We start from the raw sequence: 26,188 nt of genomic DNA on the forward strand, positions 1-26,188 counted from the left end.
GGCGCAAGGTGCTGGTGCACCTTGCGCCCCGTCCTGGCCGCCCCGTACGTTGACTCCGCGCTCAGGCGCTGTAGTTCTGCGCCGCCAGGAACCAGCTCTGCTGCTCCAGGCGCTGGGTGAAGTCCTCCAGGATGCCTGAGGAGGACGGGTCCTCGTCGTCAACAGCGTCGTGAATGTCACGCAGAGTGGTCACGACGGCGTTAATGGCGGAGACAATGTAGTCCACTGTGTCCGAGGTAATGACGGCCGCCTCCGGGGCCACCGGCACCGAGGTCTGCGCCGCAATGGTGGCGGGGCGCGCGTCCGGGAAGGCGTTGATGGCGCGCATGCGCTCAGCAATGGTGTCCGAGCCCTCGCGCGAGATGTCGACGACCTCGTCGAGGTTGAGGTGGAGGTCGCGGAAGTTGGGGCCGACGACGTTCCAGTGAGCCTGCTTGCCCACCAGGCTCAGGGCGGTGATGTCCACCAGGGCGCGCTGGAGGTTGGCGGCCAGCTCCGCCGAGGCAGTGAAAGAGGGTGTAACGGCCGGGTCCTTGACAGGCTTCATGCTCATGACCGCGAGTCTACGGATTTTTCCTGAAAGAACAACCTTTAAAAGATTGTTTTCGGATAAGTGGGAGCAAGAAGACAGGAATCCGCCTGCGAGCCGACCGAGGCTCCTCAGGCCCGGGAGCCGACCCGCTGCACTGGACGCAGACCCGCACGGCGCGCCGTTCTCAGGCCCGGGGCTGACGCTCGCCCCACTCCCGCGGGCCCACCCGTCTGCCGGTGTAGAAGGGTGTGCTCACGCTCGCGTGCAGGTGGGCGTCAGTGTGGCGCCGGTGGTGGACAACACTCTCCAGACGCTCCAGGGTGTCCGTCTCAAAAGCCAGGATCCACTCGTAGTCGCTCATGCCGTAGGCCGCCAGCATTGAGTCCTTGACGTCGGGGTGGGACGAGGCGCCACCGCCGCCGTGGGCGGAGGTGATCCGCGCGCGCTCCTCAGCGGGCAGGCGGTACCAGGTGTGGGAGCGCACGAAGGGGCGAACCAAGCACCAGTCGCGCGGCGCCACCCCGCCCAGGCACGCCGGAACGTACTTGCGGTCGTGCTCAGTGGGGGCGTGCAGGCCCAGGCAGGACCACACCGGGCCGAGCTGGTACCCCAGTGAGCTGGCGCGCATGCGGTGGTAGGCGTCCTGCAGGGTGTCGGGACTCTCGTCAAGCCACCACACGAGCAGGTCGGCGTCCGAGCGCAGCCCGGCGATGTCGTACCAGCCGCGTGTGGTCGCCCCGCTGCCCTCCACGAAGCCCACGGTGTCCTCAATAATGCGCTCGCGCGTAGACCCCAGCGCCGGCAGGGGGGCAGTGAGGCGGAAGACGGCGAACAGGGCGTAGTGGTTCCGACTGTTGACCACATCGGGGTCAATGTCAGCGGCGTCGCGCGGGTCGTGGTGGGCGCGGCGCTCGTCGTCCTCGAAGCGCTGAAGACGGGGGGCGCCGTCGCCGCTGTCGACGTCAGGGTGGCTGTTCTCGTGGGGGGCGGTCATGGGGATCTCCTTGTGTCTATGGTCGGAGCGTGGTCTCAGGGGTGCTCGACGCCGCCGCGGTGGGGACGAGGGGCGCCGGCGGGCCCGCCCTCCGGCCGACCCTGCTCCAGCATGCCCGCTCCGCCGAACCCCGTGGGGGATTTCGTGCCAGACAGCCCCGCATGTGAACCCTGCGCAGGGAATGCGAACGCACGTCCAGGCGGTGTTCTCCCCACCCGACATGGCGTTCGCCTTCCCGTTTCTTGGCCGATATCCGTCGTCGGCGTTCTCCCCACCCGACATGGCGTTCGCACTGCGGACGGGTGCGGGGGCCGGGGGAATGCTCCTCCGATTGTCGAGACGGCATTCGCACTGCGGGGACCGCGGGAACCGGCCAAGCCGCGGGGCGTGCGGCACCTGCCCGGGCACCTGTAGCCGGCCCAGTGGTCGGCCGGGGCCGCGTGCGGGGGACGGGTCAGGGGCTGAGAGGATAGAGGCCATGTATCAATCCCGCGCCCTGGCCGTCAGTGAGGTGCTGCTCCTCGCGGCGGGCCTTGCCCAGGTCCTCGCCCCCCGATTGATCGTCGCCGCCGTGGGGGCCCTGGCCTGGGTGGTCCTGTCCGTGGTCTACATCGTCGAATCCCTGCGGGTGGCCCGGGGCGATCGCCCCGGTGAGGGCGGGGACGAGGGCGCCGGTGACCGGACGCCGTTGGAGCCCCGGATGCCGGCCTCCTACCGCGCCCGGCTCCGCCAGCTGTCCGACCTCACCCCGCTCCTGGCCGCCCTCATCGGCCTCATTACAGCGGTCATCCACCTCAACGATCCCACCGTCAATGTGACCGGAACCTCCCCGATCGACAGCATCTGCCGCTTCTACCTGGCCCTGGACCGCAGCCAGGCCCTCACCGTGCTCATTGGCGTGCCGGGGTGGTTGGTGCTCCACATCGGGTTCGCGCAGATGTACGAGCGCTACGACCAACTCGAGTCCCACCGCGGCTTCCGCTTCCCCGGGGCCGCGGCGCCCACGAGCGTCGAGTACCTCTACCTGGGCATGACGATCGGGGCCACCTTCGCGACCTCTGACGTGGAGGTGCGCTCGTCCCGGACCCGGTGGATCGTCATGACCCATACGGTCCTGGCCTTCCTCTACAACGCCATCGTGGTCGGTGTGGTGGTCAAGCTCCTGACGGACGGTTGAGGACGCGCCGCCGCGCCCGCTCCGCTGCCTCCCCGGCCTCCGCCCAACGCCGGTGAGGCGCGCCCCAGGCGAGTCGTTCCCACCGGGCCCCAGTGGTGCGGCAGCGGGCTCTGCACGGACCTGGACGCCACCGTCCATGGAGCCCGGGGGTGCTCGGGCGAAGCCTCCATAGATCCCGGGGCGCCACCTGTAGCCTGGTCCCATGATGCCTCCTGTTGTCGACTCCACCTGGCTGCGCGGCCACCCTGACGCCGTCGTCGCGGATGTGCGCTGGTATCTTGACGGGCGCTCCGGTGCCGCCGCCCACGCCAGTGGACACATCCCGGGCGCCGTATGGGTCGACGTCGACGCCGATCTCGCCGCCCCGCCCTCGCGCGAGCAGGGCCGCCACCCCTTCCCCGCCCCGGAGGACTTCGCGGCCGCCATGTCCCGCCTGGGCATTGGGGACGGCGCCGTAGTCATCGCCTATGACGATGCCGGCGGGCTGTCCGCGGGACGCCTGGTGTGGATGCTGCGCCTCATGGGCGTGGATGCGGCGCTACTCGACGGCGGCCTGGGGGCCTGGGATGGGGAGCTGTCCACCGAGCCGGTCGTCCCTTTCCCCGCGCATCTCACCGTCCGCCCCTGGCCCGCTGACGCCCTGGCCACCATGGGGGAAGCGGCCGCGCAGGCAGCCGACCCGGCGGCGCCACCGGTGCTCGACGCCCGCGCCGCCGCCCGGTACCGCGGGCAGGTGGAGCCGACCGAGGCCCCCGCCGGGCACATCCCGGGGGCGCTCAGCGCTCCTATGAGCGACAACCTTGACGACGCCGGGCGCTTCCTGCCCCCTGCCGTCCTCGCCGAGCACTATGCGGCCCTGGGCATCACCGACGCGGCTGGAGTGACCGTTTACTGCGGCTCGGGGGTGAGCGCCTGCCATGACTTGCTCGCCATGGAGCGCGCGGGTCTGGGACGCGGCCGCCTGTACGTGGGCTCATGGTCGCAGTACGCCTTCTCCGGCCTGCCCATTGCCGCCTCGGTGTCGTGACCGGTCGCGGGGCGGACTCGCCCTGGGACCGGCCCGCCCGCCGAGGTGAGCGGTGAGCCCCGCCCGGTGAGGTGAACCCCGCCCGCCGAGGTGAGCCCGGCCCGGTGAGCCAACCCGCCGGGGCGGACTCGGCCGGCATTAGCCGACCAGGTCCCGCCTGCGCGCCACGAACCCGGCCAGTACCGTGAGCGCGACAGCGCCCAGCAGGCACACTCCCGGCCCCGCCCAGGACTCGGCCTGCCCCCACAGCCCGGTCGAAGCGGGCAGGTCCGGCCTGTGCGCGAACGGGGAAAGGTTGAGTAGCCACTGGGGGGCGCGGGCCAGGGGGCCAAGGACCTGGATCGTCGTGACCAGCAGGAACAGCCCCCACCCCACGGGACGGGCCAGGCGCGGCACCAGGGCGTGCAGGGCCAGGACGATAGCCCCCGCGAGCAGCCCGGCCGGCCACGCGGACACGGCACCCACGGCAATGCCGGCAACCAGCCGCCAGGGCTCGTCGGCCACCGGGGAACCGGAGGCGACAAGCGCGGACACGGCGGTGGCTGACAGCGCCGCGGCGGTCGCCGCGAGCACGCCCCCGGCGCCGACCGCCACCACGGCCACCCGGCCCGCCAGCAGGCGCACCCGGGAGACGGGGGCGGCCAGGACGGTCGCGGCCCGCCCGCTGCCCTCCTCGGTCACGCCGCCGGCCGCGAGCGCCACGGCGCAGGCCCCGCCCAGGAGGCTCCCGTAACCAATGAGGAGGGACAGGTAGGTCCGCACGGTGAGGTCGCCGCCCATGAAGTCCCTCAGGAGAGGACTGGTCCGGAACATCTCGGCGAAGGTGTCCTCAATACTGGGGGCGAACACCCCGTAGCAGGCGCCGAAGACGACTCCGCCGAGCATCCACCACCACCGGGTGGGTGCGCAGGTGCGCAGGGCCAGGGCCACGGCGCCGCGCGGGCCCGGGCGGTGGCGCCCGCCGCCGCGGCGCCCTGCCAGCAGCCCCTCGCCCAGCTCGCGCCGGGAGTGCAGGAGTAGGCCGACACCTATGAGGACCGCTGCGGCCAGGGCCAGCAGGGCCGCCGGCTGCCAGCGCAGGCCCGCATAGGGGCGGGCCTGCTGGACCAGGCCGATGGGCGTGAGCCAGGACAGGAGGCCCGCCGAGTCGCTGACGTCGCCAATACCGCGCAACAGGAACCAGAGCACCACGAGCAGGGAGCCGCTGCCGCTGGCGGCGCGCGCGGAGGGTGCCAGGGCCGCCAGGATCAGACCGGCGCCCCCGGCCACCATTCCGGCAAGGGCCAGGGTCAGGCCCATGACCAGGGAGTCGACCACCTCCAGGCTCCCGCAGATCGCGGCCAGGGCCGAAAGCAGTCCAATGGCCAGGGAGGTCGATGCGACGCAGGCCGCAGCGGCGCGGGCGCCCTCTCCGTGCGCAACGGGCGCGGCGCGCAGGAGCTCGCCGGGACCGTCCTCCTCGTCCTTGCGGGTGCGCGCCACACTCGTGAGCACTCCCATGAGGCAGGCCACCAGGGCCAGGTAGCCCAGGACTGCGGTGGCGAAAAGGGCGCCGAGCGTGGGGTCGGGGGCATCCAGTCCGAAGCCGGGCCCGGTGAAGACGAGGCTGCCCGGCGTCGTATACGTCAGAGCAGCAGTAGCGCGCTCCTGGGGCGTGCCGTACATGCCGGTGAAGGCGGTCGCGCAGTACAGGGACAGCAGCCCCGCGCCAAGCGCCCAGGCCAGGAGGCTGCGCCGCTCGCGCCGCAGGGTCAGGCGGGTCAGCGGGGAGTAGGTGGCGGCCGCGCGGCCCACCGTGGACGGGGCGAGCGCAGTCAGACCCGTGCTCATGACCGCACCCCCTCGCCCCGGGCCGCGACTGTGGCGGAGGAGCCGACGGCGCCCCCGGTGGTGCCCGCACCCGGCCCGCTCAACTCGGCCGGTCCTGCCCCGTAGTGGCGCAGGAACAGTTCCTCCAGGCTCGGCGGGGTGGCGGTCAGGGACCGCAGGCCCAGATCCGCCAGCGCCCTCATCACCTCCGGGTTGTGGGCGGGATCCACGCTCAGGCCCACGTCCCAGCCGTCGGCCCGGTGGGCGCTCCGGCTGGTGCCGGCCCCGCCGTCGTCCCTGGCGGCTGCTGGAGAATCGACGCTCAGGTCATGAACGCCGGCCAAACCCGCCAGGGTGCGCGGGTCGCGCTCGACGACGGCGTCAACGCGAGTGCGCAGCAGGGAGCGGATGGAGGCCAGGGAGCCGCGCTCCACTGTGCGCCCGGCGCGAATAATGGTCACGGTGTCGCAAAGTCTCTCCACCTCGGACAGGATGTGGCTGGAGAGCAGGACGGCGGTGCCGCGCTCGGCCGCCTCGGCCACGCACTGGCGGAAGACCTCCTCCATGAGGGGGTCCAGGCCGGAGGTGGGCTCGTCGAGGACGAGGAGGTCCACCGGCTCACTGAGGGCGGCGACGAGGGCGACTTTCTGACGGTTGCCCTTGGAGTAGGCGCGCACCTTCTTGCTCGGGTCCAGGTCGAAGCGCTCAATGAGCTCGGTTCGGCGGACGGCGACCTCCTTGGCCCCGGGCCCGGTGCGTCGCCTGAGTGAGGCCAGCGCCTCAAGGGTTTGTCCCCCGGTGAGCCCCGGCCACAGGGCGACGTCGCCGGGCACGTAGGCCAGACGCTCATGGAGAGCGACCGCGTGAGCCCAGGGATCGGCTCCGAAGAGGCGGGCACGCCCGGAGTCGGCCCGGATCATGCCGAGCAGGATGCGCAGGGTGGTGGTCTTACCCGCGCCGTTGGGGCCGAGGAAGCCCGCGACCTCCCCGGCGGTGACGCTCATGTCCAGCCCATCCAGGGCGCGGGTGGCGCCGGCGCCACGGCCAAAGGTCTTGGTCAGGCCCTTGACGTCGATGACATGGTCGACGTCGCTGGGCTCGCTGGTGCTCATAGTTCCTCCTGGGGGTCGGGGGATGTGGTCAGAGGTGCTTGGGAGGTCTCCGCGGGCCGGGGGCCGGCCGGAGCATCGACGGCATCGCTCTCAGGGGCCTCGGCGGGGGCGGTGGCGCCAGGCACGGCCTCGGTCGGGGAGCCGGAGGAGGCGGGTATTGCGGCGCGGTCGACGGAGACCGCCCGGGTGTAGTCGGCGTAGAGGCCGGAATCGGTGAACAGGGGCCGGGAGTGGAGCTCGGCGACGACAGGGCCATAGCTCTCAACGAATTGCCTGGTGGCGGACTCGATGTCGGAGGGGTCGATGGCCTCGTAGCGCAGGAAGATCAGCATGGCGCCGAATCCGGAGTAGAAGAGGTAGCGGGCCCGCGCCTCCTCGTTGTGAGAGGGGGTAATAGTCCCGGCCTTGACGGCGTCGGCCATGTAGGACACGGCATCCTCCACGAAGAGGTCCAGCAGCGCGGTGGCGAGCTCGCCGCCCTCCATAATCGAGCGCATGGCGTAGGCGGTGGCCGGAATGTACTCCTCCATCTGGGACATCTGGGTCACCAGATCCACGGGGCCGCCGAAATAGGTCGAGGAGCCCTTGACCTCCGCAGTCAGGCGCAGCACCTCGGCATCACAGGCGCGGCGCAGCCCCTCCTTGGAGCCGAAATGGTGAGTGATCAGGCCCGCGGTGACGCCGGCGTCGGCGGCGATGACGCGCAGGCTGACGGTGAAGCCGTCGCGGGCGAATCGCAGAATGGCGGCGTTGCGAATGCGGGCGGCGGCGGTGAGATCCGCCGCAGAAGCATGCACTGCTGAACACATGACCAATACCCTATACGTGTGTTCAACCTGGGGGCAAGGGCGTCGACGCTGGGACGACCGCCCCAATGCGGTCCCCGGGCGCCGCCCCCGCAACGCGACAGGCCCCCACTCAGCCCCTCGATGCGGCCTCCGCAACGCGACAGACCCCCGCGCACTGAGGCGACGACCAGGGGTCTTCCAGGGGGTTCCCCTATGGGCACTGGCGGCGCCAGCAATCATTCTGGAGGCATGACACAGCAGCGCCCCTCTCACCCCGCTTTCTCCGCCGACACCAAATCCTGGCGGTCGGCCCTGCCGCGCCGCTCGCGCCACCGTCTGCTGGGCGGTGTGTGCGCGGGTCTGGCCGAGTCCTGGAACATGAACCCCACCCTGATGCGTTTGACGACGCTGGCCCTGTGCGTCCTACCGGGACCCATGTGGGTGGTCTATGTTGCGGCCTGGGCGCTCATGCCGGAGGCCGAATCGCTTCGCCCGGCACAGGCCTATTAGTTGCAACGTTTTGCGGCGTTCACCCACTGCTGAAGGCGGGTGAACGCCGCAAAAGGAGACGAGGAGAGCGCCGCGGCGTCCAGCTTGGGCTGGAGGGCCCGGCGCCTGGCGGGCTCAAGCCTGCTCGGCAGCGACCTGGGCCTTGACGGCGTCCATGTCGAGCTCGCGCACCTGGGTGATCAATGACTCCAGGCCGGAGGAGGGCAGGGCGCCGGCCTCGCGATAGACCAGGACGTCGTCGCGGAAGACCATGAGGGTCGGAATGGAGGAGATACCCAGCGCCGTGGCCAGGGCCGTCTCCTCCTCGGTGTTGACCTTGGCGAAGGTGATGTCGGGGTTGGCCTCGGAGGCCTTCTCGAAGACCGGCGCGAAGCGCTTGCACGGGCCACACCAGGAGGCCCAGAAGTCGACGATCGTGATGCCCTCGCCGCGGACGGTGTCGTTGAACTGCTCGCCAGTGATGTTCTGAGTGGCCATCTCGTGTCCTTTCAAAAGCTAACGTGATCATCCGGGCAACAAGACCCAGGCAGCCCCTATTCCCCTCCCGAGGTGGGGCAGGACCTGTCTTCTCGCCCACAGTGCCGGCCCGACGGCCGGAGAACCTCGACTCTCATGACTGGCTGGCCGAACGCTACGGACCGCTTGCCCGGCCAGGCTCCAGGAGCCGGCGCGGGTCGCCGTCCTTCTTCAGGGTATTGACGACATCGAGGACAGTACAGAGAGCGGCTCTGTGCAACTGAGCCGGGGTCCCCCCACCCCGACACCTCGGCACCCCGACATCCCGACACGGCCGCAATCACCTACTTGGCCATCTGGACAAGTCAAATGGCCAATAGTTAGTGTTCCGGCATGAGCGCTGAGGATTCACATCAACACCACCCCCCGGGACGCACGCGCCTGGCCGTCGGAGAGCGCCGTCGCCTCCTGGCAGAGGCGGCCCTGCGCGTGATGAAGCGCGACGGCGTCGCCGCGGCCACCACCCGCGCGGTCTGCGCCGAGGCGGGCATGCCTCACGGCGCCTTTCACTACTGCTTCCGCACGAAGAAGGAGTTCTACGCCGAGGTGCTGTCCATGGACGTCATCTCCGACCTCTCCGAGGCCTGGTCACAGGTGACCCACGCCTCACCTGACGAGGCGATCGCGATGCTCGTGCGGGCCCTGTGGTCGCAGGTGGAGGTCGACCCCGACACCCAGCGGGTCCTCTTCGACCTGGAGTCCACGGTGCTCAGCAGCCCCGAGCTGCGCGACCTGCTCGACCAGCAGTACGAGGCCTCCCTCGACCTGGCCGCGGCCAGCCTCACCCGGCTCCAGGAGGAGGCCGGATTTCGCTTCGCCAGCCCCGTCCGGCCGCTGGCCGGACTCATCCTCGCCGCCCTCGACGGCGCCACCTGGATGTGGCTGACCAGCCACGATCCCGGGCTCGCCCGCTCCACCATGGATGAGCTGGCCAGCGTGCTCATTACCCATATACGAACTGATCAGCCAGATGCAGGAGAAAGCGCATGACCACCACAACCGTGAGCTACCGTCCCTACCAACCTGAGGACGCCGAGGCCGTGAAGTCCATTATCGACGAGGCCTTCCACATTCACCGCTACGCCCGCGCCCCGCGCCTGCACACCGCCGCCATAGACGCCTACCTGCGAGAAGTCCTACTGGAGTCCACCTACGCCCGGGTTGCCGAGCAGGACGGGCGCGTCATCGGCATCCTTGCGGGACGCGTGAAAGGCCAGCCGCGCCTGCCCGGCCGCCTTGGCAACCACTTGCGCGTCGTCGGTGACATGCTGTGCCTGCTCCTCACCGGCTTCCCCGAGAGGAGGACCCTGCGCTACTACTCGCAGTTCGAGCGGGTCTACGAGCGCCTGCGCGCCTCGGTGCGCGAGCCGCTGAGCAATGAGGTGACGGTTTTCGCCGTCGACGCCTCGGCCCGGGGACTCGGGGTGGGCAGCGCCCTGTTCCGCGACTACATGGCGCATCTGCGCGCCCACGACCGCACCGGCTTCTACCTGTACACCGACTCGCTGTGCACCTACCAGTTCTACGAGCGCAAGGGGATGGTGCGCGTCGCCGAGGAGGACATGGCCCTGCGCGTGGAGGGCCTGCCGGGCGCTGTGGAGGTCTACCTCTACACCGGGCGCGTCCCGGAGCAGGCCCTCAGCCGCCTCAGCTCCAGTGCCGCTGGCTGAGGCAGTGCACCCCGGAGTAAACACTAAGCGTCCCACCTCCTGGCGGCACCCTCGGGCCAGTCTCTGCGCCACCGTATCTACGCGGGCCCCTCAGTCCTGCAAACCTGCGAGTTCAGCTCCGCAAACCTGCTAGTTCAGCCCTGCAAACCTGCGAGTTCAACTCCGCAAATCTACGAGCAGATCTGGTCAAGCGGGTACCATCGCCCTATGAGCACACTCCTCCCTCGCGCCCTGGAGCCTCGCGCGCAGGAGATTCTCGATTTCTCTCCCGTCCTGACGCTGGAGGGTGCCAGGCAGGTCGGCAAGTCGACACTGGCGCAGATGCTGGCCGCCTCACGTCCCGCCACAGCCATCACCCTGGACGACCCAGGCGCCTTTGCTGCTGCCCGGCGCGACCCTCGCGGTTTCGTCGACCAGGCGCCCGACCGCACACTCATCATTGACGAGATTCAGCGTGTGCCTGAGCTGACGATCGCTGTCAAGGCCTCGGTGGACCGTGATCGCAGGCCTGGTCGTTTCATCCTCACCGGTTCCTCCGACCTCGCTCGGGTACGCGGGGACAAGGACTCCCTGGCCGGCCGCGCCATGGGTCTGCGCATGTTCCCGCTGAGTCAGGCGGAGGCTGACGGCTCCGCGCCCACCACCTTCGTGGACCGTCTCCTCGCTGCAGGCACCGACCTTGACTCCCTGCACGACGCCCCTGCCATTGATCGCCACGAGCTCATAGAGCGGGTCGTCCGCGGAGGCTACCCGGCGATCCGCAACGCCAGCCCTCGCCTTCGCAGCCGCTGGCTCAGCGACTACGCCAACCACCTCCTGCGGGTCGACGCCGTCGAGGGCGGCAGCCGCCTCAACCCGGGGCGCCTGGAGGCCGTGCTGCGGCTCCTCGCCGCCAATCAGTCCGGCGAGCTCGTCAAGGCACGCCTGGCACAGGAGGGTGCTCTGCCAGCGTCCTCGGTGACGGCGTATCTTGACGCGCTGAGCCGCCTTTACCTGGTGGAGACCCTGTGCCCATGGTCACCGAACCTGACCACGCGAGAGATCGGCCGCCCCAAGGTCCTGGTCGCGGACTCCGGCCTGGCCGCCCGCCTCATGGGCATCACCTCCGCCGTCCTCAACAACGTCGTGGCCGGAGCGAAGGCCCTGGGATCCCTCCTGGAGGGCTTCGTCGTCGGCGAGCTACGAGCCCAGCAGGAGTGGGCCGACACCGACTACCGCCTCTTCCACTGGCGCGACCGATCCGGCAAGGAGGTCGATGTTGTTATCGAGCTGACCGACGGCTCAGCCATCGCCCTGGAGGTCAAGAGTGCCCGGTCCCTGACCGCACGCCACTTCACCGGGCTGGACTTCCTCCGGGAGCGCCTGGGTGAGCGACTGCGCGCGGGTATCGTCCTGGCTCCCCTGGACGCGCCACTGCGCTACGCGCCCGGGTTGTGGGGCCTGCCCGTCTCCGTGCTGTGGCAGTGAGGCCGGCGGTACCCCTCAGCCCCGCAGCTCGGCTGTGGCCCCCACGATAGGATGTGGGCCGTCTCACTCGAGGAAGTCCCTGAGATGTCCCAGCCCAGTCCGTGGAAGGCCTTGCGCACCCCCAGCGCCCTCGTCGTCGCCGGCCTGCTCGTGGTGGGCGGCACCGGGACGATCGACGACTTCGAGCAAAGCCGCCACGCCGCGATCGTCGTCAACGCAACCACTGTCGGCGGAGTGGTCGCGGCAATCGTCCTGTCGCTCCTGGTGTGGCGCAGCGCCCGTGTCGCCGCAAGCAGCGGGGCGGCGCTGACCCTGGTGGCGTGCGTCGAGGCGGTGTTGGCCCGCGGTGTCAGCAACGTCCGGGGCAGCTCCGCCGTCCTGGGCGATCTGGCCGTCCTGTCCGCACTGGCCGGAGGGGTGCTACTCGGGCACGCGGTGGTGTGCACAATCCTGGAGCAGGGGAAACGGGACGACTGGCCGGGTGGGCCCCCGCCCTTCGCCCTGGAGAACCCGTTCCTCCCGGGGCGCATGTTCCCTGGTCTGAGTGCCGGCCTGGTGGTCGGTGGGGTATTCGCCCAGACCTTGAGCACGGTGGGTAGGGGCGGCACCGGGCGGGGGGACGTGTTCCTGCTCCCGTCCGTGGGCGCCGTGCTGTCCCTGACGGCCATCCTGTGCCCACTGGGCCCGATCATGTCCACGGTCGCCGTGGTGACCATGATGCGGCTCGACCCCCACTCGACGCCCCTCAACGCAGCCTACCGGCAGGTCCTGAACTCAACGGCCTGGCAGACGCTCACCCTCGCCGTGTGCCTGGCGCTCATCCTCGCGCCCTCCAGCGCCCGCCCCCGCACACCCGCCTGAGACCGGGGGCCGAGGGGGCGCCGTCGTCGGTGCCGGCAACGCCCGGGTCCTGGTGACGGTGATCGGCCGCAGCGCCAGGCCCGCCCGACTGAGGAGCCGCTGGTAGGCCAACGGATCGAAGGAGCCTGCGCTGGTCATAATCGAATAGCACTCAGTGCCCTCCTGGAGGGTGAACCCTGTCAGGCGCAGGCCTGCGCGCTCGTAAAAGGCGAGGCGGCGACGGCGCTGCTCGGCGTTCGGGGCGTCGTCGTCCACGGGCTCGATCTCCACCAGGAGCGGGCGCGGCCCAGCGATTTTGCGCAGGATGGACAGGATCCTGGTGCCGTATCCACGTGATCGCACTGCGTCATTGACGGCCAGGTAGAGGGCGAGCAGTGCTGTTTTACTGGCCATCGTGTAGGTCATCCCGGCCAGGACCTCACCGTCGAACCAGGCGCGAAAAGCATTGCCGGGGTGTATTGAGAGCCCCATGAGTGTCCACCAGGGCTCGCGCTCCGACTCCGGGAAGGCGCGCCGGTAGAGGTCCTTGACCTGGTCGTACTCGGGCAGCAAGGGGGTCACGGGACGGGAGGTCAACCCGGCCGAATGATTGCTGGAGGCCTGGGGCACGGCAAGGTCCTTTCGCAAGACGAAGCGCAGCAGGGGCCGCTACGAAGGCGCCCCGTGGACACGATAGACGGCACCCTCCAACGAAATCCTCACAGCACAACGTCCCGGGATGTTGTGCTGTGAGGATTTCGTTGGGGGGCCCGGTCAGTCGGCGCGAATCTCGGCGGCCACGAGTTCGGCCAGCTCGACGGCGTTGAGGGCCGCACCCTTGCGCAGGTTGTCCCCCACGGCGAAGAACTGCAGGCCGTGCCCGGGGGCGACAGCCTGGTCGGCGCGCAGGCGGCCCACGAAGGTGCCGTCGCGCCCGGCGGCCTTCAAGGGGCTGGGCAGGTCTTGGAGGGTCACGCCCGGGGCCGCCTCCAGCAGCTCGCGGGCGCGCTCCACGGAGATCTCGCGAGCGAACTCCGCATTGACGCTCAAGCCGTGACCGGAGAAGACGGGGATGCGCACGCAGGTGCCCGACACCAGCAGATCGGGGATCTCCAGGATCTTGCGGGACTCGTTGCGCAGCTTCTGCTCCTCGTTGGTCTCCCCGGAGCCGTCGTCGACGCCGTCCCCGGCCCAGGCGACGGCGTTGAAAGCAATCGTGTCCGCGTAGACCTCGGGGGCCGGGAACTCCACAGCGCGTCCGTCAAGGGCGAGCGCCTCCAGGTTCTGGTCGGCCGTCGCGCGCACCTGGCTCGCCAGCTCCGCTACTCCGGCCCGCCCCGAGCCGGAGACCGCCTGGTAGGTCGACACGATGAGCCGGACGAGCCCGGCCTCCTTGTGGAGCGCCTTGAGGGCGGGCATGGCCGCCATGGTGGTGCAGTTGGGGTTGGCAACAATCCCCTTGGGGCGCTCGCGCAGGGCGTGAGGGTTGACCTCGGAAACCACGAGCGGGACCTGCGGGTCCTGGCGCCACGCGGAGGAGTTGTCCACGACGACGGCGCCGGCGGCCGCGAAACGCGGGGCGTACTCCTTCGAGGCGGCCCCGCCGGCGGAGAAGATGGCCACGTCAATGCCGCCCAAGTCGGCGGTGGCCACATCCTCAACCTCCACCCGGGCGCCGCGGAAGTCCACCACGGTCCCGGCGGAGCGGGCCGAGGAGAAGAAGCGCATGGTGCGCGCCGGGAAGTCGCGTTCGGCGAGCATCTCGCGCATAACGCGCCCCACCTGGCCGGTGGCGCCCACAACAGCGACAACAACGCCGTCGTCGGGCCCTGCGTATTCATTGACCACGGTGCTACTCATCGGCCAGTCCCTCCGTAGACGACCGCCTCGGTGGTGGAGGCGTCGAGGCCGAAAGCGGTGTGGACGGCACGCACGGCCTCGTCGAGCACGGTGTCGTCGACCACCACCGAGATGCGGATCTCGGAAGTGGAGATCATGTGGATATTGACCCCGGCCTCGCTCAGGGCGTTGAAGAGCCGGGCGGACACGCCCGGGTTGGAGCGCATGCCGGCGCCCACCAGGGAGAGCTTGCCAATGTCGGGGTTGAAGTGCAGGGAGCGGAAACCGAGCTCGGTCTGGGCGGCCTCCAGGGCGGTGCGGGCGGCGGCGGAGTCGCCGTCAGGGCAAGTGAAGGAGATGTTGGTCAGGCCCGTGCCCTCGGCGGAGACATCCTGGACAATCATGTCGATATTGGTGTCAGTGCTGGCGACAATCGCGAAGATGCGGGCGGCCGCGCCCGGGATGTCGGGTACGCCAACGAGCGTGATCTTGTCTTGGCTGCGGTCGTGGGCGATGCCGGAGATGACGGGGGCTTCCACGGTGTCCTCCTTGGCGGACGAACGGGGGCGGGCCTGGGCCCGGCTGCTAATGGCGCGGCGGTGGGCGGCATCCACGCTCTGCGAGGTGGGGGCTTGGGCTCCGACGGGGGCCACGACCAGACCGGTGACAGCATCGTCGACCGGGCGCTGGCCCTCCGGCACCTCCACGGCGGTGGCTGGGATTGGAGCGGGCACGGCCGCCCCGGCCGCAGCTGGAACCGCGGCGGGCGAGTCGACCACGGCTGGAACCACGGCCGGGGCGGCCGCAGCCGGGGCCACGGCGGCCGCCGTTGGAGCGGGAGCAGTCGGGATAACGGACGCGGTAGACGGCGGGGAGGCGGGGGAGGCAATGGGCGCCGCGGACGGGGCCGGTGTGGCGAGAAGTTCGGCGTCGTCGGCCAAGGCGGGGATGAACGGCGGGACGAAGGCGCCGGCGCGGGAGCCGTCGTAGATCCAGGTGCCGGTCTTGTCTGAGAAGGAGGAGCGCACGTGGAGGGGCACCCCGAAGCGACGGGCGTACTCCACGGCCCGCAAGTGCAGGATCTTGGCGCCGTGAGCAGCCAACTCCAGGGTCTCCTCACTGGAAAGGGCCTCCACCCGCCTGGCGGTGGGCACAATGCGCGGGTCGGCGGTGAATAGACCGTCGACGTCGGTGTAGATCTCGCACACGTCGGCGTTGAGGGCGGCGGCCAGGGCGACGGCGGTGGTGTCTGAGCCGCCGCGCCCTAAAGTGGTGACATCCTCAACCTCGTTGAGGCCCTGGAAGCCGGCGACAATGGCGACTGCGCCCACCTGGATGGCGCGGGCAATGCGTTCGGGCAGGACCCCGACAATAGAGGCGCGCCCGTACCTGGAATCGGTGAGGACCCCGGCCTGCGCCCCGGTGTAGGCGCGGGCCGGTACGCCGAGCTCGGTAATGGCCATGGCCAGCAGGGCCATGGAAATGCGCTCGCCGGCGGACAGGAGGATATCCATCTCACGGCCGGGGGCGTTGGAGGTAATGGCGTCCGCCATATCAAGGAGATCATCGGTGGTGTCCCCCATGGCCGAGACGACGACGACGACCGTATTCCCAGCCTCACGGGTGGCGACGACCCGCTTGGCGACGCGACGCATCGCCTCAATGTCGCTGACGGACGACCCGCCGTACTTCTGCACGACCAATGCCATGTGGGGTGCTCCTCACCTCGCGGCCAGCACGTGCCGCACCTGAGGTGGGCGGGGCGCTTAAGTGGGCTCCGGCCCACGGCGGCGTGGCGTTGGCGCCAGCATACGGCGTGTCAGAAGGACGAACACTGTGAATCTCCTTTCGTGGGATGACGGCGCCGGGCCCAGGCGGACGACGGCGCCGGGTGGTGCGCGAGGCAGGGGTGGACCATGACGGCGCCGGGCCCGGGTGGACGACGGCGCCGGTGTGACTGGTCCCGTGGACCGGACTCGGCAGGACGGCGTCGGGGGCCGGACCGGCATGGGGAGCGCATGGGGAGCAGGGGCGACCGTCGCCGCTGCCCGCCCGTGGACGCGCCTGCGCCCCTTCGCATGGGGAGCACGGCCCGCCGCCTGCCGCAACACCCTGGCCCCTCATGGTTCCTCAGGTAAAGCAACGCCTCATAGCATGGGCCCATGAGCGTCGAAGTCAGTGAGGTGAGCCGGTCCTTCAGGGGAACACTGGCGGTGTCGCGGATGAGCATGTCCGTGCCGGCTGGGAGCATCACCGGCCTGGTGGGCCCCAATGGGGCGGGGAAGACCACGCTCCTGCTCATGCTGGCGGCCTTGCTGCGCCCCGACTCCGGCACCATCCGCGTGGCGGGCCTCGATCCGGTCACCCAGCCCCGCGAGGTGCACCTGGCGGTGGGGTGGATGCCCGACGCCTTCGGCACCTGGGATTCCCTGACCTGCACCGAGATCCTTTCGACTTTCGCTGCCGCCCAGGGCTTGGGCGCCGCCTCTGTCCGGGAGCGCACCCACGAGGTTCTGGAGGCAGTCCACTTAACGGACATGGCCGATGCCCCGGCACGGGTGCTCTCGCGCGGGCAGAAGCAGCGCCTGGGACTGGCCCGCGCCCTGATCCACTCCCCGTCAGTGCTGCTGCTCGATGAGCCCGCCGCAGGCATGGACCCGCGTTCGCGCTCCGACATGCGGACCCTGCTGCGCGGCCTGGCGGACCAGGGGACGACTGTCCTGGTCTCCAGCCACGTCCTGTCCGAGCTGGAGGAAATGGTCGACGGCGTCGTCTTCGTGGCGCGCGGTCGCACCGTGAGCGCGCCCGGCGACCGGGCTCCCTCCCCGACCGCAACGCCGCACCGGGACGGCCCGGCAGCAGCCGAGCCGTCCGAGCCGTCCGAGCCGTCGTCTCCCGCGCCGGTGCGCACTATGTGGCGAATGCGGGCCCTGAACGATGAGAGGCTGCGGACGTGGGCGGCCGAGCGGACCCTGGCCGCACCCACGTCGCCCGGCGACGGCGTACGTCTGGCGGTCCCCGATGACAGCGCGGCGGCGCAGCTGCTGCGCGAGGCCTTGGAGGCGGGGGTAGAGGTCTGCTCCTTCGCGCCCGTGCCGGGAGTGCTGGAGCAGACCTACCTGGCATTGGAGGAGGAGCGACGATGAGATGGTCGGGCGTGCGCACCGTCATGGTGCTGGAGTTGCGGCAGCGGGTGCGGGCGACCCGTTGGAGGGCGGCCCTGATCGTGTGGGCGGTGGTGCTCCTCATCATCACCGTGGGCATGCTGGGTTTAGTGGCGGCCTTCGAGGGCAGCATCCCAGACGCGATACCCACCATCCACGACCTCATCCTCTGCTTCGTTCTGGCCATTGGACTGGTGGTGGCGCCAACACTGTCAGCCATGTCCATCAACGGTGACCGCGCGGACGCCACCCTCGCCCTTCTCCAGGCGACGGCCTTGAACAGTTGGGAGATCGCCGTCGGCAAGCTCCTGGCGGCGTGGGCGGCGAGCCTGGCCTTCTTGGTCACGGCCGCGCCTTTCCTGATTCTGCTTACGGCATTGGGCGGGTCGACATGGGTGCGACTGCCGGTGAATCTGCTGGTGCTTCTGGTGGTCCTGGGGGTTGTGTGCGCGATTGGCCTGGGGTTGTCGGCCATGACGGCCAGGACTTCTGCCTCGGCGGTTCTGACCTACCTTGTGGTGACGTTCTTGGTTGTGGGAACACCCATGGTCACCGGCATGTCGACAATCCCGGCGCGCTTTGAGCAGCAGGTGACGGTGCGCTACCCAGAGACCCTCCTGCCGGGGGAGGAAGATCAATCGACGTGCACCGAGATGAACCGCACGGACATGGCCGTGCGCACCGACCTCATCTGGTGGCAGCTCATCCCCAACCCCTTTGTGGCCCTGAGCGACGTGGCGGTTCGGGCCCCGCGCAATGTCGACTCCCTCTACTGGAACTACTCACCCCTGGAGATGCTGGGCACGTCCATTGACACCATACGCGACACCCCACCGGCCCACGTGATCCATGACGGCTGCAGTTACAACCAGCCGGACACAGACATTGACTACCTCAAGGCGCGGCCAACGCACCCTGCCTTCTGGCCAATAACGCTTCTGGGCTTGGCCCTGCTGGGGGTCGGGGGCGTGTGGACGGCGGCACGCCGCCTGCGCGTGCCTGTGGGCCCCCTGCCCCGGGGAGTGCGCCTGGCCTGAATTGACCTCCCGTGACCGGCGCGGCCGCCCGGGCCTCCGCCGGCCGCGCCGGCTGCACCGGTCCTGCTGCTCACCCCTGTCAGCCGGCTGCACCGGCCCTGAGCCCTGCTGGCCGCGCCGACCGCGCTGTCCCCGCCGACCGCGCCGACCGCGCCGACCCTGCCATTGGCGTACGCGCTATACTCGACGAACGCCGTCGGGCCCGGTCGGCGCGGAACATTAACGCCTTCAGCATTTCACCATCACAGGATGGCGACACCGTCCTGCCGGGGCCTGGGGCGGACGGCGACGGGTCTTTAATGTCATGCTGACCTTCATGATGAGGCGCCTGCTCGACACGAGCCGCCGACGCACCCTCAGCCCCGCACGACTCCTCACGATCGGAGGCCAGCCATGACCCGCCCCCACACACTCATCATCTACGCCCACCCATCCCCCGGCTCCTTCAATCACGCCGTGCTGCAAGCGGTCACTGACTCTTTGGACCGCAAGTCCCGGCCCTACGACGTCATTGACCTCTACGCCGACGGCTTCGACCCGCGCTACACCCCGGAGGAGTTGGCCCTATTCCACGAGGGCGGCACGCTCGACACGCTGGTCACCCGCTACCAGGATCTGCTCGACACCGCCACGCGCCTCATCATTATCGCCCCCGTGTGGTGGTCCGGCGCGCCGTCCATCCTCAACGGTTTTGTGGAGAAGGTGATGAAGCAGGGTTGGGCTTATAAGATCACTGTCAGGGGCGTGCGCGGCAAGTTGGGACATATTCGCGAGGTCCTGTACCTGTCAACCTCGACATCTCCCACCCGGCACCTGCGTCGACGCTGCGGGAACGCCATTGAAAAGGTCTTCCTGGGCACCACCCTGCGCCAGCTCGGCATACGCAGGCGCCGTTGGGTGAACTTCGGGAAGGTCGACAAGGGCGGCAAGCGCCGTCACAACAAGCACCTGAAGAGGGTCGCCCGCCTCGCCCGCCCCTGACACGCCGACGACGGCGCCCATCCCCGCCCCTCCTCCTCTCCAACGAAATCCTCACCGCACAACGTCCATGGACGTTGTGCGGTGAGGATTTCGTTGGAGAGGAGGGTTGGAGGGGAGGGTTGGAGGGAGGCTCGTCGGCCGAGCGCCTACAGACTCACCTGACGGGAGACGATCCCGGCCTTGGCACGGCGCGCGGCGGCGTCCAGAGGGGCCGTCTGCGCCAGGGCGGCATCCAGCCGCTCCTCCATGGCCTGCAGCGGGCCGCTGAGCTCCTCGGCCTCAGTGCCGGGCACCAGCTCCCACACGGGGATGGCCAGGCCGCAGGCGCGGAAGGCCCCGATGAATCGGGCGCCCTCCTCCAGGTCGGATTCCCGGGCGGCGTGAACACGGGCCAGGGCGTCGAAGAAGTCGTCCTCGTCCTCGCCACGCACCCAGCGCACGTACTCCTTGCCGTTCATACGGCACCAGTAGGCGTGCTCGACCCCCGGCACGGGACGCGTAGGAACGATCTCGCCCTTGGTATCCTCAATGGCCTTGCGGGCCTCGGGGTCCTGCGCCCGCTGGGCGTCGAGCCAGAAGTCGAAGGAGTCGCGCACATTGACCTCGGGGACCACCGACGGGTCAAGAATGTCCTGGAGGCGGGGGCCGGGCTCGGGCAGGCCGTCCTTGACCAGGCCGGCGGCGTCGGGAAGCTCCAGGGCGGACAGGAGCGCAGCAGCCACATCACGGGAGGCGTCCCCGGAGTGCATGGTGGTCTGCAGGGCCACCAGCACCTCGCCGTCGGCACGCCTCATGCCCTGAGCGAGGTCGGGCAGGAGAGTGACAATCTGGACCTCGCGCCCGCCGCGGTCCTGAGTGAGACGGGCAGTGGCGGTGGCTGCGGGGATAATCTGCGTCATTGCCACCAGGCCCCGCTCGTTGGGGAGGCCTTCGAAGGGGCGGGCGACGAACTCGATCCTCTGCCTCTTGACCCGGGTCGTCGTCTTGCGGCGCGCCTGGCGCTTCTTCTTCGACATGCCGGTCAGCCTACCGGCGACGTCGGGCGCCCAGGAGCAGGGCCCGCCTCCCCAGCGCGGCCGACCCGGAGCCGCCCCGCCGCGGTTCGACCCCCGGGCCGCACGCCCCCTCAGGGGCGCACGGCAACCCCTCAGGGCCGCACGGCAATGGCCTCAATCTCAACCTCAGCGCCCAGGGGCAGGGCGGCCACGCCAAAAGCAGCGCGCGCAGGAAGCACTCCACCGGTGAAGAAACGGGCGTAGACCTCGTTGACGGCGGCGAAGTCGGCAATGTCCGCCAACAGCACCGTGGTCTTGACGACGTCGTCCATGCCCAGGCCCGCCTCAGCCAGGATGGCCCCGACATTGGTCAGGGCCTGCTCGGCTTGGGCCTGGACGCCGCCGTCGACGAGCGCCCCGGTGGCGGGATCCAACGCCACCTGCCCGGAGACGAAGACGAGGGAGCCCGAGCCCTCCCCGGTGCTGACGCCCTGGGAGTAGGGGCCGACGGCGGCAGGAGCATGAGCGGTACGAATGGCGGTGGGCATGTGCGACTCCTTCACGGTTGAACCGACTGTTGCGACCCGGCCAGACTAGAGCCCGCCGGGCCCGCGGCGCGCTCGCGCCTGCGGCACGGGGAGGCGGCGCCACCATGTTGTTGCGGAACGTCTCACTGTGCGCTCGCGCCTGCGGCACGGGGAGGCGGCCGCGGCCGGCACCGGCAACAGGCCCGCAGTCGCCGCCCGGGGCGCCCCACCGGCTGAACCGCTCGCCGTCTTGCTGCGCGGCGGGCGCAGCGGGCCGAGCCGCAACAAGGGCGGCGGACCAACGTCCTAGCCGTGGCCCTGGAGAATTCGGCAGAAAGTCGGCTCTGAACCGGAGAAGTGCGGTCCGCAAGGGACAACATTCGTGTTTCGCTCAGCGGAATACGACCCCGAGGGGCAGTGGTGCATGACACACTGCCCTCATGCACGCACGCGCAGGACTCCCAGCTCAGCCAGAGGACCTCATCGACGTCGACGAGGTCATTTCCGCCTACTACGACCTTGTCCCCGATCCGGCTATTGCGGCCCAGAAGGTGGTGTTCGGGACCTCCGGGCACCGCGGCGCCTCCTTGGACACGGCCTTCAACGAGGCCCACATCGTGGCCACGACAGCAGCCATTGTCGAGTACCGCCGCGCCCAGGGCACTGACGGCGTCCTCTACATCGGCCGCGACACCCACGCCCTGTCCGAGCCGGCTTGGCGCACCGCCATCGAGGTGCTTGTCGGCGCCGGGGTCCCCACAGCAGTCGACGCCCGCGGCTCCTACACCCCCACGCCGGCGGTGTCTCACTCGATTCTTCTGGCCAACGGCGCCAAGACCCCTGAGGGTGTGCGTACCACCGGGAAGGGCCTGGCTGACGGCATTGTGGTCACCCCGTCCCACAACCCGCCCCGCGACGGCGGTTTCAAGTACAACCCGCCGCACGGCGGCCCGGCCGGTTCGGACGCCACCGGCTGGATCGCCAACCGCGCCAATGAGCTGCTGGCCGGGGAATGGAGGAACATCCCCCGCGTCCCCATCGCCGAAGCCCTCGACGGCCCCCTGGTCATTAAGCACGACTACCTTGAGACCTACATCTCCGACCTGGAGAACGTCGTGGACATGGAGGCCATCCGCAAGGCCGGCGTGCGCATTGGCGCCGACCCGCTGGGCGGGGCCTCAGTGGACTACTGGGGGGCCATTGGCGAGCGGTACGGCCTGGAGCTGACTGTCGTCAACCCCAAGGTCGACCCGGCCTGGTCCTTCATGACCCTGGACTGGGACGGCAAGATCCGCATGGACTGCTCCTCGCCCAACGCCATGGCCTCCCTGCGCGAGAAGATGACCCCTGACGCCAGTGGCAAGACCCCCTACGACGTCGCCACGGGCAACGACGCCGACTCCGACCGGCACGGCATTGTCACCCCCGACGGCGGGCTCATGAACCCCAACCACTTCCTGGCGGTGGCCATTGAGTACCTGTTCACCCACCGTCCCGGCTGGGGCGAGGACTGCGCCGTGGGCAAGACCCTGGTCTCCTCCAGCCTCATTGACCGCGTCGTCGCCGCCATGGGCCGCCGCCTGGTCGAGGTCCCCGTGGGCTTCAAGCACTTCGTGCCCGGTCTGCTGGACGGTTCGGTCGGCTTCGGCGGCGAGGAGAGCGCCGGCGCCTCCTTCCTGCGCAAGGACGGCACCGTGTGGACCACGGACAAGGACGGCATTATTCTGGCGCTCCTGGCCTCCGAGATCATTGCCGTGACCGGCAAGTCGCCGTCGGCCCTGCACGAGGAGCAGGTCAAGCGCTTCGGCGCCAGCGCCTACGCCCGCATTGACGCCGCCGCCACCAAGGCGGAGAAGGCCAAGCTTGCGGCCCTGGCCCCCGAGGACGTGACCGCCACCGAACTCGCCGGCGAGGAGATTAAGGAGCGCCTGGTGCGCGCCCCCGGCAATGACGCTCCGGTTGGCGGCCTCAAGGTCACCACCGAGGACGCCTGGTTCGCGGCCCGCCCCTCGGGCACTGAGGACGTCTACAAGATCTACGCCGAGTCCTTCAAGGGCGCCGAGCACCTGGCACTGGTCCAGGAGGAGGCCAAGAAGGTCGTCGCCGCCGCCCTCGGCAGCTGACCCCATGCAACTGGTGAGGGGTGTGCGACCTCCACTCCTCAGCAGCTGACCTCGGCGCGGCTGCCGCGGGGCGTGCCACCTAGCCCCGCGACGGCCGGCCGTGGCCCGTGGCGGCAACCTGTCCACCCAGGTCGCCTGCCCGGCGTTGCCCCCGGGTCCGCACTGCGGATCCGGGGGCAATGTGTATCGTCGACGCGGCTGCGCCCCCCGCCTCTGCCCGGCGCGGGAGCGCCCGGCCCGACTAGGCTGACCAATGTGAGTCAATCCCGTCCATCCCGCCCCTCCGACCGCAACGTCGAGCACATCCGCGCCGAGGAACCGGCCACCTCGGCGGGCCCGGATGACTCCGGTGAAGCCGCCCCCACCGACTCCGACACCGGCCGGGAGGGGGCGACGCCGGACAGCAGGTCGGACCCGGCCACCGGCGCCGGCCGGCAGGGCGCCATCCCCTCCCAGCAGTCCCGTCCCGGACCCGAGGACGACATTATGCTCGCCACCGGCCGCAAACGGGCGGCGCCCCAACCCACCCAGGAGCAGATTCGTCGCCAGCCCGGGCGGCGCGCCTGGGTGCCCAACCAGCACGGCGCCTGGTCAATGCTGGTGCTGCCGCCCATGGTCGGCTGGGTGGTGGGCGGCTTCAGCTGGGTGAACCTGTTGTTCCTGCCCGCCTGGTGGGGCGCCTACCTCGCCTACTGGGCGTGGTCGCAGTGGTTGCGCACCCGCAGCGCCCGCAAGCGGGCGGTCCTGCTGCTGCCACTGGGCATGTACTCGGCGGGGACGGCGGCACTGGGGCTGATCACGGTGCTGGTGGCCCCCTACCTGCTGCAGTGGGCCGTGCCGCTGGCGCCTCTCCTCGCCATTGCCGCGCACCAGGTGTGGCGGGGCAAGGAGCGCTCCCTGGCCTCAGGTCTGGCCACGACGGCGGCCGCGAGCCTCATGTCGGCCGTCACCTACTCCCTGGCCGTCGGCGGTGCGGGCGGATTCCTGGGCCTGGGCGATGCGCAGGGCCTGCCCGGTGCGAGCCCGAACGGGGAGTTGAGCGGCTGGCCGTGGATGTGGCTGGTCACCGCCCTGACGGCCGCCTACTTCTGCGGGACGGTCCCCTACATTAAGTCAATGATCCGCGAGCGCTTCAACTACAGGCTGCTGGCGGGGACGGTGGCGGTGCACGCCGCGGTGGCGGGGGCGAGCCTGTGGTTGGCCTCGTCCGGGCTGCTGCCCTGGCCGCATGCGGTGCTGTGGGTGCTGCTGGCGGTGCGCTCCTGCGCCATGCCCATCTGGCAGTGGCGCCTGGTGCGCGCCCGCAGCCGGCCCTTGCGCCCGGGGACCATGGGGGTCCTTGAGATCGTGTTCTGCCTGGCCTTCCTCATTACCATCGCCCCCCACTAGGCGCCTAGGATTCGCGGACCCCCGACCAGGCGGCTGCGGCGGCGATGACCCGGTTGTTCTCCTCCCGGGTGCCGATCGAGATGCGCACGCCCTCCCCGGCGAAGGGCCGCACCAGGATGCCGGCGGCATTGAAGTGGGCGGCCAGGGCCAGGGCCTGCTCGCCGACGCCCAGCCAGAAGAAGTTGCCCTGAGCGTCGGGAACCTCCCAGCCCTGGGCTCGCAGCGTCGTCGTCACTCGGTCGCGTTCGGAGACGACGACGGCGCAGCGCCGCGCCGTCTCGGCCAGGGCCTGCGGTTCCAGGGCGGCCAGCGCGGCGGCCTGGGCGGGCAGGCTGACGCCGAAGGGGGTGGCCACCGCACGGATGGCGCCGAGGACTCCCGGTTCCCCCACGAGATAACCCACCCGCATGCCGGCCAGGGCGTGGGCCTTGGAGAAGGTGCGGGAAACCACCAGATTGGGGTGCTCGCCCAGCAGGTCCAAGGCGCTGGAGACGGCCGCGTCAGTGACGAAGTCCAGGTAGGCCTCGTCGACGAGCAGCAGCACCTCGGGCGGGACGCCGTCGGCCAGGGCCTTGAGCTCGTGGGCCCTCAGGGCGGGTCCGGTGGGATTGTTGGGGGTGCAGGCCATGACCGCACGGGTGCGCGGGGTGATGGCGGAGAGCATGGCGGGCACGTCGTGGCGGCCCTGTGGCGTCAGCGGCACGGTGATGGCGTTGGCCCCGGCCACGGCCACGCAGATGGGGTAGGCCTCGAAGGAGCGCCAGGGCATGACCACGTTGTCGCCCTCATTGCACACGGCGTCCAGAGCGTGCTGGATGAGGGCCACCGAGCCGCCCCCGACGACGACCTGCTCGGCGCCGACCCCGTAATGCTGGGCGAGCGCGGCGAGGAGGCTCTCCCCGGTCATCTCGGGGTAGCGGTTGACGCCGGCGGCCGCTTGGGCAATAGCGCGCGCCACCGGCTCCTGGGTGGGCCAGGGCAGTTCATTGCTGGAAAGCTTGGCGACCTGCTCGGTGCCGGGGCGGGCCCCGGGCACATAGGCGGGCAGGGTCTGGACGGCGTGGCGGATACGGACGGTGCTGCCGGTGCTCATGGCCCTCATCCTGGCACCTCTCAGGTTCTCCGGGCAGGATGCGTCTTATGGAACTCGTTGTTCGATGCCTGGGGAACGCGGCCGGTCTGTGGCTGGCGACCCGTGTCCTGTCCGGCCTGAGCGTGCCCGGGGAGGGCACGGCCGCCCACCTGTGGATTAATCTCATTGTGCTGGGGACAGTGCTGGCCGTGGTGAACACCCTGGTCAAGCCGGTGGCCAAGATCGTGGCCTTCCCCGTCTACGTACTGACGTTCGGGCTGTTCGCCCTGGTGGTCAATGGGGCGATGCTCACCCTGGCCGGGTGGCTGACCGACCACCTGGATGCTCTTGGCGCCGGCGGCTCGGTGGCCCTGGGCCTGGAGGTGTCCTCGTTCGGTTCGGCCATTGCCGGCTCGGTGATCGTGTCAGTGGTCTCGGCAATCATTGTGTCGGTGTTCCGCCCCAAGGACAGTTAAAGGGCGAAAGGACAGTTATGGCCGGCTTTAAACAAGATCGTTGTCGGGCCGTATTGTTGGTAGGTGTTCGAAGTCGTAGTCGAAGGTGCGGCTGGTGATGTAGTCGGTGAACGCGGTGTAGGTCTGCTCGGGGGTGTCGTGTT

Annotated in this window: 25 protein-coding genes; 13 read left to right on the forward strand and 12 right to left on the reverse strand. The window is 70.0% G+C overall.

What is annotated here, in order from left to right; translation table 11 throughout:
- Positions 1 to 61 precede the first annotated feature (61 nt).
- On the reverse strand, positions 62 to 553 hold the full coding sequence (locus EUC46_RS09690; protein ID WP_128773958.1) for a Dps family protein: 492 nt from the start codon (positions 551 to 553) through the stop codon (positions 62 to 64).
- Positions 554 to 716: 163 nt separating this feature from the next.
- Positions 717 to 1,526 (reverse strand): chlorite dismutase family protein, encoded by an 810-nt coding sequence (locus tag EUC46_RS09695; protein WP_128773959.1) that lies wholly within the window; start codon positions 1,524 to 1,526, stop codon positions 717 to 719.
- A 478-nt stretch (positions 1,527 to 2,004) separates the two neighbouring features.
- Between EUC46_RS09695 and EUC46_RS09700 the strand changes: the two genes are divergently transcribed.
- Positions 2,005 to 2,703: a DUF1345 domain-containing protein gene (locus EUC46_RS09700; RefSeq protein ID WP_128773960.1), complete on the forward strand. Its 699-nt coding sequence runs from the start codon at positions 2,005 to 2,007 to the stop codon at positions 2,701 to 2,703.
- 202 nt (positions 2,704 to 2,905) lie between these two features.
- The gene (locus tag EUC46_RS09705) at positions 2,906 to 3,730 is read left to right on the forward strand and encodes a sulfurtransferase (RefSeq protein WP_128773961.1); all 825 of its coding nucleotides are present in this window, start codon (positions 2,906 to 2,908) and stop codon (positions 3,728 to 3,730) included.
- A gap of 138 nt (positions 3,731 to 3,868) precedes the next feature.
- Here the strand turns inward: EUC46_RS09705 and EUC46_RS09710 are convergent, their stop codons facing one another.
- Genes EUC46_RS09710 through EUC46_RS09720 form a run of 3 tightly spaced genes read right to left on the reverse strand, consistent with a single transcriptional unit; the run spans position 3,869 to position 7,460 of the window.
- Positions 3,869 to 5,560, reverse strand: coding sequence for a hypothetical protein (locus tag EUC46_RS09710; RefSeq protein ID WP_128773962.1), 1,692 nt, complete (start codon positions 5,558 to 5,560; stop codon positions 3,869 to 3,871).
- Positions 5,557 to 6,651, reverse strand: a complete 1,095-nt coding sequence (locus tag EUC46_RS09715; protein WP_128773963.1) for an ABC transporter ATP-binding protein — start codon at positions 6,649 to 6,651, stop codon at positions 5,557 to 5,559. Before EUC46_RS09715 ends, EUC46_RS09710 begins: the two co-directional genes overlap by 4 nt.
- Positions 6,648 to 7,460, reverse strand: coding sequence for a TetR/AcrR family transcriptional regulator (locus tag EUC46_RS09720; protein WP_128773964.1), 813 nt, complete (start codon positions 7,458 to 7,460; stop codon positions 6,648 to 6,650). Before EUC46_RS09720 ends, EUC46_RS09715 begins: the two co-directional genes overlap by 4 nt.
- A 228-nt stretch (positions 7,461 to 7,688) precedes the next feature.
- Between EUC46_RS09720 and EUC46_RS09725 the strand changes: the two genes are divergently transcribed.
- A complete protein-coding gene (locus EUC46_RS09725) occupies positions 7,689 to 7,949 on the forward strand; it encodes a PspC domain-containing protein (RefSeq protein ID WP_128773965.1) in 261 nt (86 codons plus the stop codon).
- Positions 7,950 to 8,063: 114 nt separating this feature from the next.
- Here EUC46_RS09725 and trxA read toward each other — a convergent pair whose 3' ends face one another.
- Complete coding sequence (trxA, locus tag EUC46_RS09730; RefSeq protein WP_128773966.1) at positions 8,064 to 8,426, reverse strand: thioredoxin; 363 nt, start codon at positions 8,424 to 8,426, stop codon at positions 8,064 to 8,066.
- Between the two features lie 372 nt (positions 8,427 to 8,798).
- Between trxA and EUC46_RS12760 the strand changes: the two genes are divergently transcribed.
- From EUC46_RS12760 to EUC46_RS09750, 4 genes are all read left to right on the forward strand, one after another.
- A complete protein-coding gene (locus EUC46_RS12760; protein ID WP_206645958.1) occupies positions 8,799 to 9,455 on the forward strand; it encodes a TetR/AcrR family transcriptional regulator in 657 nt (218 codons plus the stop codon).
- Positions 9,452 to 10,135, forward strand: a complete 684-nt coding sequence (locus tag EUC46_RS09740; RefSeq protein WP_128773967.1) for a GNAT family N-acetyltransferase — start codon at positions 9,452 to 9,454, stop codon at positions 10,133 to 10,135. Before EUC46_RS12760 ends, EUC46_RS09740 begins: the two co-directional genes overlap by 4 nt.
- A gap of 207 nt (positions 10,136 to 10,342) precedes the next feature.
- A complete protein-coding gene (locus tag EUC46_RS09745) occupies positions 10,343 to 11,602 on the forward strand; it encodes an ATP-binding protein (protein ID WP_128773968.1) in 1,260 nt (419 codons plus the stop codon).
- Between the two features lie 84 nt (positions 11,603 to 11,686).
- Positions 11,687 to 12,463, forward strand: coding sequence for a hypothetical protein (locus EUC46_RS09750; protein ID WP_128773969.1), 777 nt, complete (start codon positions 11,687 to 11,689; stop codon positions 12,461 to 12,463).
- Here the strand turns inward: EUC46_RS09750 and EUC46_RS09755 are convergent.
- From EUC46_RS09755 to EUC46_RS09765, 3 genes are all read right to left on the reverse strand, one after another.
- Positions 12,377 to 13,072 carry a GNAT family N-acetyltransferase gene (locus tag EUC46_RS09755; RefSeq protein ID WP_206645959.1) on the reverse strand — a complete coding sequence of 232 codons (696 nt, stop codon included), beginning with the start codon at positions 13,070 to 13,072 and terminating at the stop codon, positions 12,377 to 12,379. The two genes, EUC46_RS09750 and EUC46_RS09755, sit on opposite strands and share 87 nt — an antisense overlap.
- 144 nt (positions 13,073 to 13,216) lie before the next feature.
- Positions 13,217 to 14,302, reverse strand: coding sequence for an aspartate-semialdehyde dehydrogenase (locus EUC46_RS09760; protein WP_128773970.1), 1,086 nt, complete (start codon positions 14,300 to 14,302; stop codon positions 13,217 to 13,219).
- Complete coding sequence (locus tag EUC46_RS09765; protein WP_128773971.1) at positions 14,299 to 15,990, reverse strand: aspartate kinase; 1,692 nt, start codon at positions 15,988 to 15,990, stop codon at positions 14,299 to 14,301. Before EUC46_RS09765 ends, EUC46_RS09760 begins: the two co-directional genes overlap by 4 nt.
- Positions 15,991 to 16,443: 453 nt before the next feature.
- Here EUC46_RS09765 and EUC46_RS09770 point away from each other — a divergent pair, with 453 nt between their 5' ends.
- The 3 genes from EUC46_RS09770 (at position 16,444) to EUC46_RS09780 (ending at position 19,463) form a co-directional block, all read left to right on the forward strand.
- Positions 16,444 to 17,427 carry an ABC transporter ATP-binding protein gene (locus tag EUC46_RS09770; protein WP_128773972.1) on the forward strand — a complete coding sequence of 328 codons (984 nt, stop codon included), beginning with the start codon at positions 16,444 to 16,446 and terminating at the stop codon, positions 17,425 to 17,427.
- A complete protein-coding gene (locus EUC46_RS09775; protein WP_128773973.1) occupies positions 17,424 to 18,482 on the forward strand; it encodes an ABC transporter permease in 1,059 nt (352 codons plus the stop codon). The genes EUC46_RS09770 and EUC46_RS09775 overlap by 4 nt, the downstream gene beginning before the upstream one ends.
- 393 nt (positions 18,483 to 18,875) lie before the next feature.
- A complete protein-coding gene (locus tag EUC46_RS09780) occupies positions 18,876 to 19,463 on the forward strand; it encodes an NAD(P)H-dependent oxidoreductase (RefSeq protein WP_128773974.1) in 588 nt (195 codons plus the stop codon).
- A 146-nt stretch (positions 19,464 to 19,609) separates the two neighbouring features.
- Here the strand turns inward: EUC46_RS09780 and EUC46_RS09785 are convergent, their stop codons facing one another.
- Together EUC46_RS09785 and EUC46_RS09790 are read right to left on the reverse strand one after the other, a co-directional pair.
- Entirely contained in the window at positions 19,610 to 20,479 is an 870-nt protein-coding gene (locus EUC46_RS09785) for a DUF5926 family protein (RefSeq protein WP_128773975.1), read from the reverse strand.
- Between the two features lie 131 nt (positions 20,480 to 20,610).
- The gene (locus EUC46_RS09790; protein ID WP_128773976.1) at positions 20,611 to 21,006 is read right to left on the reverse strand and encodes a RidA family protein; all 396 of its coding nucleotides are present in this window, start codon (positions 21,004 to 21,006) and stop codon (positions 20,611 to 20,613) included.
- 419 nt (positions 21,007 to 21,425) lie between these two features.
- On the opposite strand from EUC46_RS09790, the gene pgm reads away from it, so the two are divergent.
- On the forward strand, positions 21,426 to 23,108 hold the full coding sequence (gene pgm, locus EUC46_RS09795) for a phosphoglucomutase (alpha-D-glucose-1,6-bisphosphate-dependent) (protein ID WP_128773977.1): 1,683 nt from the start codon (positions 21,426 to 21,428) through the stop codon (positions 23,106 to 23,108).
- A gap of 255 nt (positions 23,109 to 23,363) precedes the next feature.
- Positions 23,364 to 24,497 carry a YwiC-like family protein gene (locus tag EUC46_RS09800; RefSeq protein ID WP_206645960.1) on the forward strand — a complete coding sequence of 378 codons (1,134 nt, stop codon included), beginning with the start codon at positions 23,364 to 23,366 and terminating at the stop codon, positions 24,495 to 24,497.
- A gap of 4 nt (positions 24,498 to 24,501) precedes the next feature.
- Here the strand turns inward: EUC46_RS09800 and hisC are convergent, their stop codons facing one another.
- A complete protein-coding gene (hisC, locus tag EUC46_RS09805) occupies positions 24,502 to 25,590 on the reverse strand; it encodes a histidinol-phosphate transaminase (protein ID WP_421701667.1) in 1,089 nt (362 codons plus the stop codon).
- Between the two features lie 47 nt (positions 25,591 to 25,637).
- Here hisC and EUC46_RS09810 point away from each other — a divergent pair, with 47 nt between their 5' ends.
- Positions 25,638 to 26,045: a phage holin family protein gene (locus EUC46_RS09810; protein WP_128773979.1), complete on the forward strand. Its 408-nt coding sequence runs from the start codon at positions 25,638 to 25,640 to the stop codon at positions 26,043 to 26,045.
- Positions 26,046 to 26,188: the final 143 nt, after the last annotated feature.

The sequence above is a fragment of the Actinomyces oricola genome, from assembly GCF_004104015.1.
GTDB classification, from domain to species: Bacteria; Actinomycetota; Actinomycetes; order Actinomycetales; family Actinomycetaceae; genus Actinomyces; species Actinomyces oricola.

What these genes read in the sequence shown, in the direction of transcription:
- EUC46_RS09760 (WP_128773970.1), bottom strand. Translation starts at nt 14,302, where the DNA reads ATGAGTAGCACCGTGGTCAATGAATACGCAGGGCCCGACGACGGCGTT.
- EUC46_RS09810 (WP_128773979.1), top strand. Translation starts at nt 25,638, where the DNA reads ATGGAACTCGTTGTTCGATGCCTGGGGAACGCGGCCGGTCTGTGGCTG.
- EUC46_RS09705 (WP_128773961.1), top strand. Translation starts at nt 2,906, where the DNA reads ATGATGCCTCCTGTTGTCGACTCCACCTGGCTGCGCGGCCACCCTGAC.
- EUC46_RS09745 (WP_128773968.1), top strand. Translation starts at nt 10,343, where the DNA reads ATGAGCACACTCCTCCCTCGCGCCCTGGAGCCTCGCGCGCAGGAGATT.
- EUC46_RS09790 (WP_128773976.1), bottom strand. Translation starts at nt 21,006, where the DNA reads ATGCCCACCGCCATTCGTACCGCTCATGCTCCTGCCGCCGTCGGCCCC.
- trxA (WP_128773966.1), bottom strand. Translation starts at nt 8,426, where the DNA reads ATGGCCACTCAGAACATCACTGGCGAGCAGTTCAACGACACCGTCCGC.
- hisC (WP_421701667.1), bottom strand. Translation starts at nt 25,590, where the DNA reads ATGAGCACCGGCAGCACCGTCCGTATCCGCCACGCCGTCCAGACCCTG.
- EUC46_RS09690 (WP_128773958.1), bottom strand. Translation starts at nt 553, where the DNA reads ATGAGCATGAAGCCTGTCAAGGACCCGGCCGTTACACCCTCTTTCACT.
- EUC46_RS09715 (WP_128773963.1), bottom strand. Translation starts at nt 6,651, where the DNA reads ATGAGCACCAGCGAGCCCAGCGACGTCGACCATGTCATCGACGTCAAG.
- EUC46_RS09695 (WP_128773959.1), bottom strand. Translation starts at nt 1,526, where the DNA reads ATGACCGCCCCCCACGAGAACAGCCACCCTGACGTCGACAGCGGCGAC.
- EUC46_RS09770 (WP_128773972.1), top strand. Translation starts at nt 16,444, where the DNA reads ATGAGCGTCGAAGTCAGTGAGGTGAGCCGGTCCTTCAGGGGAACACTG.
- EUC46_RS09725 (WP_128773965.1), top strand. Translation starts at nt 7,689, where the DNA reads ATGACACAGCAGCGCCCCTCTCACCCCGCTTTCTCCGCCGACACCAAA.
- EUC46_RS12760 (WP_206645958.1), top strand. Translation starts at nt 8,799, where the DNA reads ATGAGCGCTGAGGATTCACATCAACACCACCCCCCGGGACGCACGCGC.
- pgm (WP_128773977.1), top strand. Translation starts at nt 21,426, where the DNA reads ATGCACGCACGCGCAGGACTCCCAGCTCAGCCAGAGGACCTCATCGAC.
- EUC46_RS09710 (WP_128773962.1), bottom strand. Translation starts at nt 5,560, where the DNA reads ATGAGCACGGGTCTGACTGCGCTCGCCCCGTCCACGGTGGGCCGCGCG.
- EUC46_RS09780 (WP_128773974.1), top strand. Translation starts at nt 18,876, where the DNA reads ATGACCCGCCCCCACACACTCATCATCTACGCCCACCCATCCCCCGGC.
- EUC46_RS09740 (WP_128773967.1), top strand. Translation starts at nt 9,452, where the DNA reads ATGACCACCACAACCGTGAGCTACCGTCCCTACCAACCTGAGGACGCC.
- EUC46_RS09785 (WP_128773975.1), bottom strand. Translation starts at nt 20,479, where the DNA reads ATGTCGAAGAAGAAGCGCCAGGCGCGCCGCAAGACGACGACCCGGGTC.
- EUC46_RS09720 (WP_128773964.1), bottom strand. Translation starts at nt 7,460, where the DNA reads ATGTGTTCAGCAGTGCATGCTTCTGCGGCGGATCTCACCGCCGCCGCC.
- EUC46_RS09700 (WP_128773960.1), top strand. Translation starts at nt 2,005, where the DNA reads ATGTATCAATCCCGCGCCCTGGCCGTCAGTGAGGTGCTGCTCCTCGCG.
- EUC46_RS09765 (WP_128773971.1), bottom strand. Translation starts at nt 15,990, where the DNA reads ATGGCATTGGTCGTGCAGAAGTACGGCGGGTCGTCCGTCAGCGACATT.
- EUC46_RS09775 (WP_128773973.1), top strand. Translation starts at nt 17,424, where the DNA reads ATGAGATGGTCGGGCGTGCGCACCGTCATGGTGCTGGAGTTGCGGCAG.
- EUC46_RS09750 (WP_128773969.1), top strand. Translation starts at nt 11,687, where the DNA reads ATGTCCCAGCCCAGTCCGTGGAAGGCCTTGCGCACCCCCAGCGCCCTC.